The 10272-nt window shown below is 46.8% G+C and carries 8 protein-coding genes and 1 rRNA gene (1 of these 9 cut by a window edge); 3 read left to right on the top strand and 6 right to left on the bottom strand.

The genetic code is table 11. The annotated features are described in order from the left end of the window. Positions 1-895 (top strand): 23S ribosomal RNA (locus C6P39_RS03695) (it extends 1990 nt beyond the left edge of the window). 222 nt (positions 896-1117) lie between these two features. On the opposite strand, the gene C6P39_RS03690 is transcribed toward C6P39_RS03695, so the two are convergent. Continuing rightward, the gene (locus C6P39_RS03690; RefSeq protein WP_278277951.1) at positions 1118-2386 is read right to left on the bottom strand and encodes an MFS transporter; all 1269 of its coding nucleotides are present in this window, start codon (positions 2384-2386) and stop codon (positions 1118-1120) included. Between the two features lie 252 nt (positions 2387-2638). Between C6P39_RS03690 and C6P39_RS27395 the strand changes: the two genes are divergently transcribed. Beyond that, positions 2639-2800: a hypothetical protein gene (locus tag C6P39_RS27395; protein ID WP_156087465.1), complete on the top strand. Its 162-nt coding sequence runs from the start codon at positions 2639-2641 to the stop codon at positions 2798-2800. Positions 2801-2906: 106 nt separating this feature from the next. Here C6P39_RS27395 and C6P39_RS03685 read toward each other — a convergent pair whose 3' ends face one another. Beyond that, on the bottom strand, positions 2907-3611 hold the full coding sequence (locus C6P39_RS03685; protein WP_095173274.1) for a DUF6320 domain-containing protein: 705 nt from the start codon (positions 3609-3611) through the stop codon (positions 2907-2909). Between the two features lie 21 nt (positions 3612-3632). After that, complete coding sequence (locus tag C6P39_RS03680) at positions 3633-4931, bottom strand: alcohol acetyltransferase (RefSeq protein WP_095173275.1); 1299 nt, start codon at positions 4929-4931, stop codon at positions 3633-3635. Positions 4932-5062: 131 nt separating this feature from the next. On the opposite strand from C6P39_RS03680, the gene C6P39_RS03675 reads away from it, so the two are divergent. Next, the gene (locus tag C6P39_RS03675; protein ID WP_095173276.1) at positions 5063-5959 is read left to right on the top strand and encodes an alpha/beta hydrolase; all 897 of its coding nucleotides are present in this window, start codon (positions 5063-5065) and stop codon (positions 5957-5959) included. Between the two features lie 23 nt (positions 5960-5982). Here C6P39_RS03675 and C6P39_RS03670 read toward each other — a convergent pair whose 3' ends face one another. The 3 genes from C6P39_RS03670 to C6P39_RS03660 all read right to left on the bottom strand — a co-directional run bounded on the left by C6P39_RS03670 (position 5983) and on the right by C6P39_RS03660 (position 10081). After that, positions 5983-7539, bottom strand: a complete 1557-nt coding sequence (locus C6P39_RS03670; RefSeq protein WP_158661451.1) for a PucR family transcriptional regulator — start codon at positions 7537-7539, stop codon at positions 5983-5985. A 149-nt stretch (positions 7540-7688) separates the two neighbouring features. Next, entirely contained in the window at positions 7689-9059 is a 1371-nt protein-coding gene (locus tag C6P39_RS03665) for an MFS transporter (protein WP_095173278.1), read from the bottom strand. 32 nt (positions 9060-9091) lie between these two features. Next, positions 9092-10081 (bottom strand): uroporphyrinogen decarboxylase family protein, encoded by a 990-nt coding sequence (locus tag C6P39_RS03660; protein ID WP_104802863.1) that lies wholly within the window; start codon positions 10079-10081, stop codon positions 9092-9094. Positions 10082-10272: the final 191 nt, after the last annotated feature.

The following is a 10272-nucleotide window of genomic DNA, read 5'->3' as shown; positions in this document are numbered from 1 at the left end:
ATCCGGTGAAATTGAAGTACCAGTGAAGATGCTGGTTACCTGCGCCAGGACGGAAAGACCCCATGGAGCTTTACTCCAGTTTGGTACTGGGGTCCGGTATTGCATGTACAGGATAGGTGGGAGGCTTTGAAGGCATGACGCCAGTTGTGCTGGAGCCAATGTTGGGATACCACCCTTGCAGTATTGGGCTTCTAACCATCCGCCGTGACCCGGCGGTGGGACAATGCCAGGCGGGGAGTTTGACTGGGGCGGTCGCCTCCGAAAGAGTATCGGAGGCGCCCAAAGGTTCCCTCAGAATGGTTGGAAACCATTCGCAGAGTGCCAAGGCAGAAGGGAGCTTGACTGCGACACCGACGGGAGGAGCAGGTACGAAAGTAGGGCTTAGTGATCCGGTGGTATTAAGTGGGAATGCCATCGCTCAACGGATAAAAGCTACCCTGGGGATAACAGGCTTATCACTCCCAAGAGTTCACATCGACGGAGTGGTTTGGCACCTCGATGTCGGCTCATCGCATCCTGGGGCTGTAGTAGGTCCCAAGGGTTGGGCTGTTCGCCCATTAAAGCGGTACGCGAGCTGGGTTCAGAACGTCGTGAGACAGTTCGGTCCCTATCCGGCGTGGGCGTAGGATATTTGAGAGGAGCTGTCCTTAGTACGAGAGGACCGGGATGGACGGGCCGCTGGTGTACCTGTTGCAGTGCCAACTGCATGGCAGGGTAGCCAAGCCTGGAAGGGATAAACGCTGAAGGCATCTAAGCGTGAAGCCCCCCTCAAGATGAGATATCCCATTCTATAAAGAAGTAAGACCCCTTGAAGACGACGAGGTGGATAGGGCAGAGGTGGAAGTGCAGCAATGTATGGAGCTGACTGCTACTAATCGGTCGAGGGCTTGACCTAAGCACGTAAGTGCGAACGGCGGGTAAGAAAAAAAGGTTTTTGTGTTTTGTATATGCGGTTTTGAAGATACATGAGAGTGATATCCTATGAGCAGAATTGTTCGTAGGATTTTTTTGTTATATAGAAAACGCTTTTTGGCGTGAGGATTTGTAAATTGGATAAAGTAAAAACCACAGTGTACTTGTAAAAGCAGGTGTACTGTGGTTTTTTAAATTTCATGGATTAATGTTTTTCCCGTCTCAAATCTTTGGAGAAAAAAAGTATTGCCAGTCCCAGAAGAAAAACACAGATATTAAAATAGAAGGGATACGACGGATTCAGGTCATATAACCATCCGATCAAGCTGCCGAACGGAACAGAGAGGGCGATCATCAGCATGTTATAAAGAGCATATATTCTGGAACGTTCTTTTTCATCTACGAACAAAGCCATAAGGGCATCCTTTCGGGGAATGACGATAGCGTAAGCTGAGGATTCCAGGATTGTGTATAACATAACAAGCAGAAGGTTTTTCTGTGGACATAGGATCAGGAGTATATGGCTGGCGATATAAATAAAAAAACCGATGATCATGGAATTTCTGATTCTGAGCCGGTGAAACAAATTCTGCAGGAACACCACGAATAAGATCATGATGATGGTCCTTATAAGCGGGAATACGGCCACCAGTTCTTCGGAGATATACAGACTCTCTGTTATATAAAGCGAGAAAAAGTTGGTCGTCGCAATCAGCAATATATTAGTTAATGTCATGATGTAAACCACAAGGCGCATCCTGGATGAACGTATGATCTGAAAGAAGATATCTTTATATCCTGTCAACATGGAAAGATAGGACATATTCTTTGTCTCCTCCATACGCTGCCTGCCAATCTCGGTTTCTCCTCCAAATTTGTAAAGGAGTAGAAATTTGGCTGTCATGGATATTCCTGAAAGGAAGAAGATCACACGAAATACGGACACCAGGTCATATATTTTCAGCAGCCAGATGGAGATAGGGGCAAAGAATACGGACAGCATACCGCATATCTGTATCAAAGTAAAAGCATTGGTAATATGTTTTGGAGGACAATCTTCTATAAACAGACAGTTCCATGAGGTATTGGTGATCTGAAAAGAGGCGTTGACAGCCGCCGCAATCAGAAAGTGCCAGAAATTCTGGGAGAACGCCCATATAAAACAGGGGATACTCCAGGATATGGTGTCAAAGATCACAGTTGCCTTTCGACGCCCCATTTTGTCAGTCAGGGCACCACCGATAAAGGCGAAGAAAACCTGGAGCAGGAAACCCAGGGAAAGGGTAGTTCCGATTTCCAGACTGGAAAGTCCTATCTTCCGCATATAAAGTGCCTGATACGGAGAAAAGAGGGAATAGGGTATGAACCAAAGCGGCTCTGTACAGATGGACCATTTGGGGTTTCCTTTCAACGCGATGAAAGTCTGTACCAGGACATGATTTCTGATCTTGTTTCGTAAAGGGTAGGATTTCATAGTGTGTAAGCGTTCCTTTTCATCGTTATATTTTGAGTGATCTTTCTTCATTATAAGGAAAGTAAACCTTTAAGTAAAGCAGATAATCTCTGAAAAACAGACAAATTTCAAGTGATATTTACTTCCCGGTTCCGGGAGGCAATGATTCCTAAAAAAATGACACCATATTAAAATTTAAGCCATTATCTGTCGTCAGTGCCAGAGATATAATAAAGCCATCTCAACAGGAAACTGCACTGTAAAGAGTGCGGAATGAAAATCAGGAGGAATGAGAAATATGAAACTAAAAAAAGCAGCGGCAATTACATTGACTGGTGGATTGAAGTGTCCCAGGGCGATGTGGTTTCTTATCTTCCATGTCTGGAAAAGCATAAAGAGGATGAAAATACGGTCTACGGCGGTGAAATCCTTTAAGACAGCCTGCGGGGTTTTGCCTACGGAATACAGGAAAAACACAGCAATCGGAAAATAAAAATTTAAGCCGCACGCACGATCTGAGATCGTCTGTGCGGCTAAACTTTTATATATGCATCCTTCTTCTGACTTCATTTCTAAGCCCGCTTCTTCGCAGGATCGTGATCAATGCCCCGTCAATGATAAGCGAGCATGTGAGCACCACAGCAGACCAGGACAGGAACAAAGGCTCCTGATAATAATTGTGGATCAGCAATTCAATGCCAACGGTCAGGACTGCGATCTCCCCCACGATCACGGCCGCCAGGGACAGAATGGAACGGTGCCGGTATCTGAGACAAAACGCAAAGATGAGAATGAGCATTGTGACTATGCCTATTATGGGAACCGCCAGATGAAAATACCATCCATTGCCCGGATGCAGCCAAGCGATGATCCCAAAATACATGGCAATACTCAGACCATCCAGAAAAAGGCTCACATAAGGATTGAATCCTGCCGAAAAAAACAGCGGCAGGAAAAAGATCCACAGAACCACACAGATCCCAATCACATAAAGGGACCAGCTTCCGTACTGGAAAATGAACAGATTTAACAGACCGCAGACGACAGCCGTGGCAGCGAGTATGACAGTCATGAGGATTGTAATGTCACTGCGGGGCACTGTCTCCGTGTGGCCTTCCAGCGTAGGAAAGGGTTTGGGAGAACTGGTATCCGGCGGTTGTTTTGGGTTGATAACTTTTGTATTGCACAGGGGGCAGACTTTACAGGTCTTGTCAAGTTCCACCCCACAGTTCACACAGTATGACATAAAGGATTCCTCCAAATTTATTTAATCCTTGGTTTCTCGGTTGCTCTCTATCTTCACATGGATTCCGTCAGATATCAGTTTACGGAAAAATATGCGTTCCACATCAGCTTCCACGATACTGCTGGCAAAATTTATGGTCAGGGTGTTTTCATAACTGACAATGGCGCAGTTGGTTCTTGGGGAAAACGGCTGCCCCATGAGTACATCAAAGCGTTCCACATATTCTTTCATCTCCTCAGGAACCTGTACAATGCCCAGATTTGTCAGTCCTGCTGTGGACTGGCGGTCCTGTACCCGGATATAGAACTGTCTGACTACAAAATCTTTTAAGAACAGCGGTACTATGCGGATGAAAGGACTCTGCTGGGTGGAGGCATTGGTGGTAATGTCAGCATTGAGGAACTTGTTGTTGATATAATACCGCATATAATGGTGCACCTGTACAAGGATCTCCTCGAATGTGTATTCTCCCATTCTGGGGTCTATGGAGGGATATACCATAGTGATAAAGTTCCGCAGTGTTATGGAAGGAAAGAATTTGCGCAGGTTTACAGGCAGTGCAAGCTTTACAGGCTTTTCCCGGAATACACGGTCAGCCTTCTGCTTTTCCAGGAGGGAATAGAGGAGCACTGCGTTTAAATATTCGGTAATAGATGCCTTATAGTTTCTGGCAACTTTTAAAACTTCATTCACGGGCATGATGCCGCAGATAATATTCAGCGTATAAAAAGGTTCTTTTGTTCCTCTGACCCGGTAGGCGCTCCCTTGGGTACGCGCTGGCTTTACTTTTGAGGAGGCATAGCGCAGGTAGGCGTCCTCCAGCTCCTCAGGGTCCGGTTCCTGGTGGATATCCAGTACGCCGTCACAACTTGGGATCTCATGCCCCTGCAGACGTAGATACACGGCAGTGATCGTCCGCAGAAGATACAAGGCCCCGTTGCCGTCTGAGAGGGAGTGAAACATTTCCAGGGATATTTTCTTATGGTAATAGTATATCCGGATCATATATCGGTTATTGGCCTTAAAAGACATAGGCATACAGGGATTCACTATGTCCGGCTGGACAAACGGCCCCGGCCTGTCATTGGGTTCCAAATAGCGCCAGAACAGTCCTTTTCTAAGGGCTACCTTGAACACCGGGAAGCGGGGCAGTGCCAAATCCACAGCCTTCTGCAGAAGAACCGGGTCCACTTCCTCCTTCATGATCATGGTGATCCGATAGACACTTGAGAAATTTTTGCGCTGCAGAGTGGGATATACATTTGCAGATAAATCTAATTTGTACCATGTAGCACGGTTTTTGTTTGTTTTTTTCTCCATACGTTTATTATAAGGTGATATGGGGAAATTATCAATAAAAACAGAAAAGAAACCGGAATGGACGTTTGGGCTGTGCTGTGATAGAATGAAACTATGTTGCCAGGAAACCCTATAAGCAGAAGGAGAACCCAATGGAAATTAATCTGAAGAGCAGCCAAAGCCTTATGAAGGCTATTAAAAAGATGCATACACTTGTAGAAAGTCCTGATGTGGAAAAACAGAGGGCATCCCAGGAAAATCTAAGCGGTATCTTCTCAAAAAGCAAAGACATGAAATATGAGAATTTTGATATAGAAGGGATTCCTGCCGAATGGGTCAGTGTAGACCGAAGGCATATGAAAAAATATGTGATACTTTACTGCCACGGCGGCGGATACAACACAGGAAGTTTCCGCTACGCCAGGAGTGTTACCAATAAACTTGCAAGCACCACCTCCATGGATGTGCTCAGCTTTGATTACCGTCTTGCGCCGGAATGCCCCTATCCCGCGGCTTTGGAGGATGCTCTGAAGGTATGGGACTATCTGATGCAGTTTGGATACGGAGCCAGGGATGTGATCGTGGCAGGGGATTCCGCGGGAGGAAATCTGGCCCTTACTCTAGTGCAGAAATTAAAAGAACAGGGCCGTATCCTTCCAAGGGGCATCATCCTTTTCTCTCCGTGGACGGACCTTACAAAGAGCGGAAGATCACATGAGCTGAAGGCTGAGATCGACCCGATTCTTTCAGAGGAATATATAGACAAGGCAGTCCGGGACTACGCGGAGGGGCGGGAGCTGCATGATCCGTTGATCTCTCCCCTGTTTGCGGATTTCACCGGGTTTCCCCCTGCCTATATTCAGGTGGGCGAGAATGAGATCCTTCTCTCTGATTCCCTAAACCTGCAGAAAAGGCTCCGAAAATACCATGTGCAGGTACAGCTGGACTATTACACCGGTATGTGGCATGTTTTCCAGATGTCACCTTTTAAAGCTGCTTATGATGCTATGGACCAGGTGGCTGAGTTTATCTTTGATATCTGCAGATAAGCGGCATTCTGTGTACAGTGACATCAGATATAATCCAGGATATAGCAGCCCATCATCAGGTACAGCCGAGTCATAAAATCATCCAGATTTGCCCCTGTAAGCTGTGTGATGCGGTTCAGGCGGTGGGGCAGGGTGCTCCGGTTGATCTTGAGGAGCTGGGCGGTGAGGGTGCTGTTCCGCTCATTCATGAGGTAGGTCTTTAAAGTCTCGTACAGCTCCGTGCCGTGTTCCCTGTCATAATGACGGAGCTGGTGCAGGGTATCCGGAGCGATACTCTCTTTCGTAAAATCCCCGGTGCCCTCCAGGAGCCAATACTTCAATACATAGTCCTGAAACTCATTATACCAGTGAGGCACCTGTTCCATCTGGCTGTAGCTGAGTGCGATCTGCGCCTGCTTCAGGTGGATGGACAGGGTGGAAAAACCCCGGAAGGGAAAAGATACCCCCATGCGGAGCAGCCCTTCCCGGATAATATAGGACATTTTCATGCGCAGATCCTGAGGCGTGATCTGACTTTTGCCGGTGTTGACCAGCAGGTAAATATGTCCCTTATAGTAGCAGGCTTGACATGCCTCAATCCGTTCCTCTATTTCGTTGCAGATACTGTATACGGAAAGTTTTGTCACATCTGTGCTCTCAAAGGAGATAATGCCGCACAGATACTGGTCTGCTTCCTTCCATCCCAGCAGCTCCAGCTTGCGGCTCATATCCAGACGGTCTGTCTCAGTGCCGCTGATGGTATCTATGATCAGCTTTTCCAGAGGGTGCCGCTCGTCTTCCCCCGCATCATTACGTCTCAGAAGTGCCAATTTGATGATTTCTGCAAAATAGGAGGCTACATAGAGCTGCCCCCGTGTCACGGGTGTTTCCATTTCTGAGATAATAAACCGTCCCCTGTAATTCCCGTTCATCCATAAATTTACATAGATACAGCGGTCATTGTTAAAATCGCTGTCCCAGAACTGCCCTCCTGAGGTGGACAGGGTTTTTTTGTATGCCGGGCTTGTCCTAAAAAAATTAATGGTATTCAAATCCTGCATATACCGTTTGGTCTGCTCGTTATAGGTAAAATTAAGAGCGCCCTCAAAATGGCGGGGACAGGCCAGTATATGAAAGTATTCATCATGAATGAATACAGGATTGTGAAAATGCTCCAGCGCTGCCACGGTAATGTCATATAGGCTTCCGTCCCGGTTCAAAATGTCATTGAGCTTTCTTTCAAGATGGGAGTAGGAGACAAAGATCTGCTGCAGGGCATTAAAGATTTCCGTCACAGGCATGGTTTCCGGAAAGATAAGGCAGCAGCAGGAGTCATGGATATTTTCTTTTGCAGGTTGCCCAACCACCGCCAGATAACCGTTGTGCAGCAAAAAGGGATGGGAGGCCAGGGTCTTACAATCTGCAAGATATAGAAAGGTATGTGATAAATCCTGCTGTCCAGTATAGAACTGTATGCCGGACAGACAGGGTTCCTCGTCTGCCGGAAGCAGGGAAACCGGAATTTCACGTTCTTTCAGTTTCTCATACAAGATCTGCATACTCAGCAGAAGGCCTGCGGGTGAGTTGTGATTCTCAGTCATGGTATTTCCCTCCGGGTTTTGATAAATACGGCAAAATCCATCCATCTTCCGGCAAAGGCCATGCAGGCCGGCCGGAAGATGGACGGATCAAAAAATCTTCTCCTATTTAGTATTCTATCGTAACAGAGGACTTTTTACCAGAGGTGTTTTTATCTTTCCTGATCTAATTTATAACCAAATGCCAGTATGATGGCCCCTATAAGGATCACAACAGCGGGAATGATCATAAATCCCATACTGATGCCTCTCTGAAGCTGCGGGGTCGCCATGGACGGGTCCAGATCGGAGTTAAACTGGGCAAGTGCCAGACAGGCGGATATGAGAATGCCTCTCGACACGATCCCGATTTTTATGGGGACGGTCAAAAGTCCCATAACCGTTCCGGTTACGTCATAACCAAGTTTTTTGCCGCTGTAGGCAGCACAGTTTGAGAAAAGTTCCGGGTCACAGGCATTGGTCAGAACCAGTATGAACATGACTGCGCACATGGCGGCCATGACCACCCAGGTCTGGCTGTAGGCAAAGAAAGCACCTGTAGCGATCACTGCCATCAGAAAGTAGGAACATACCACAGTCTTTTTTGCGGTAAATCTGGCAACAATGAATTTTGATACATAGGAGGCAACAACGCCCAGCAGATTGGCTGCGAAGACAAAGGTGGTCAGCAGGGCCGCGTTTTTGCTTATGTATGTAAAATAATAGATAGCCAGTCCGTTTACAAGGAAAAGCACAATATATTTTGTGATACAGGACAAAAACAGCCACAGCAGATGGGGATTGCAGCGGATGGCATCAAGAGCGCGTACCTTTGGGGCATCCTTGGCAGTTTCGGCGGTTTTCGCCTGCCGGTCCATTTGGCAAAGTTCTTCCTCCCCGGTCATCTCATAGCCTTTAAACATATTGAAATGTGCATAAAATCCGGCAGCCATCAACGCGGAGAATGCGAAAGCCGTGGCAGCGTAAGAATTTTTCTCCCCGATCCACGCGGCAAAAACGGAAACTGCCGCAGGCCCTGCGTAGGAATACACCACAGAGGCAAGGGATGTCCATACCATTCTGGTCGAGGACAGCGTCATTCTCTCCTCAGGTGTCTTCCCTGCAATATTGATCATGGAAATGTTGGCTATAAAAGGTATATTCCACGCAATACGGCTGGTGATCATAGCTGCCGTTACGAAGATGGCAGCTGCCAGCCCGTTGCCGATCTTTATGAACTGCATGGCATACAGGAAAGGGACCATCCAGGGTGTCAGAATAAGCCAGGAGCGGTAACGTCCCCATTTTTTAGGCTTTATCTTGTTCAGGAACGGACCATACAGGCAGGAGAGGATGGCATCCACAACTGCGGAGATGGTCGTCATCACTGTGATAACACCCAGTGAAAATTTAGCAATATTGGTAAAAAAGTAAGTGGCATAAAAGGTATCAATATTGGACATCAGTGTAAAGCCAAAATCACCCACACCGAAGAACCGTTTAAGCGAGTTGCTCAGACCATTCCGTTCTTTTTTCTCAGGCATTTATCCATCTCCTTCCGGGTCATGCGTCTCTGTCAGAAAACTTTATCGCTGACCTTTGCGATTTCTTCTGTGATCGTCTCGTATACGCCTGGGAAAATAGATTCCGGGCCGCCCATGGTGTTGCAGGGGATAAAGAATTTTGTTCCGTTTTCTTTGCAGACACGTGCCACTTCCTGGGCAATGTGCTCTCTGCTCCAGTCTTCCCTGTCCACTTCACCGCTGTCAATGCCGCCCATGAATGTGATCTGGCCGCCGTATTTTTCCACCAGCTCCGGAATGTTGTTGGTGCTCATGACGCCCTGCCAGATGTCCACACCCATCTCGATCATGGAAGGAACCAGATTGGCAGCATAGGAGTCAGAGTGATGGATCACAACTTCAACGCCGTGTTCTTTATAATATCCGTACACTTTCTTGTAAGCAGGCTCATAGAATTCTTTAAACATCTGGGGGGAGATGAAGGAGCTGTTTCTGGAACCCCAGTCATCATGATGGAAAAGGGCATCCGGTTTTAAGTATTTGCAGATTTCTTCCGCATAGGCCAGTTCCCAGTCCGTGATGTAGTCGATCAGCTCATGCATATAATCCGGCTCCTCATAGAACTGGATCAGGCAGTTCTGGATCTCCAGAAGATAATGGCACTGTTCAAAGATACCGGGAGCCACAAAGGGAGCCACAAAGTATTCATCACGGTCGATCTTTTCCGCTTCAGCAACAAATGGTGCCCACTCCTCAGCGGAGAATTTCACATTGGGCGCTTTCACATAGTCTCTCCAGTGGGTGATATCTTTACATACAATATGTTCTTCATCATGGACCGGGAAAGGACCGGGCATTCCTTCCGGGAAGGAAATGGTAACACCCCATGCATTTTTTACATTAGGGCCGCCTTTTGCGGGCATGGAATTTCTTACAGAATAAGGTGTTCCGTAAAGCAGGGCAATAGCTTCATACTGATTCACGTATCTGTCAGGATGACCTCCGCGGATGGTTTCTAATAAATTCTGTCTTTTTGATAACATAGTGTAAACTCCTTTCTCTTTTTGAATATCCGATGGTTTATACTAACATTATAGGGGATGGCCCTTATGTGCACAATTAATCAAATATGGGAAATTATGAGGAGAATATTAGACAAAATGATGGTTTCAGGTCTGCTGTAGTACTAGCAACAGAAAACTAACAAAAATCTAACATAGTATTTGTTATCCTC

This window comes from Blautia marasmi, assembly GCF_900258535.1.
GTDB lineage: Bacteria > Bacillota > Clostridia > Lachnospirales > Lachnospiraceae > Blautia > Blautia hominis.
The sequence above is the reverse complement of the archived record's forward strand: the minus strand, read 5'-3'. Positions and strand labels throughout refer to the sequence as shown.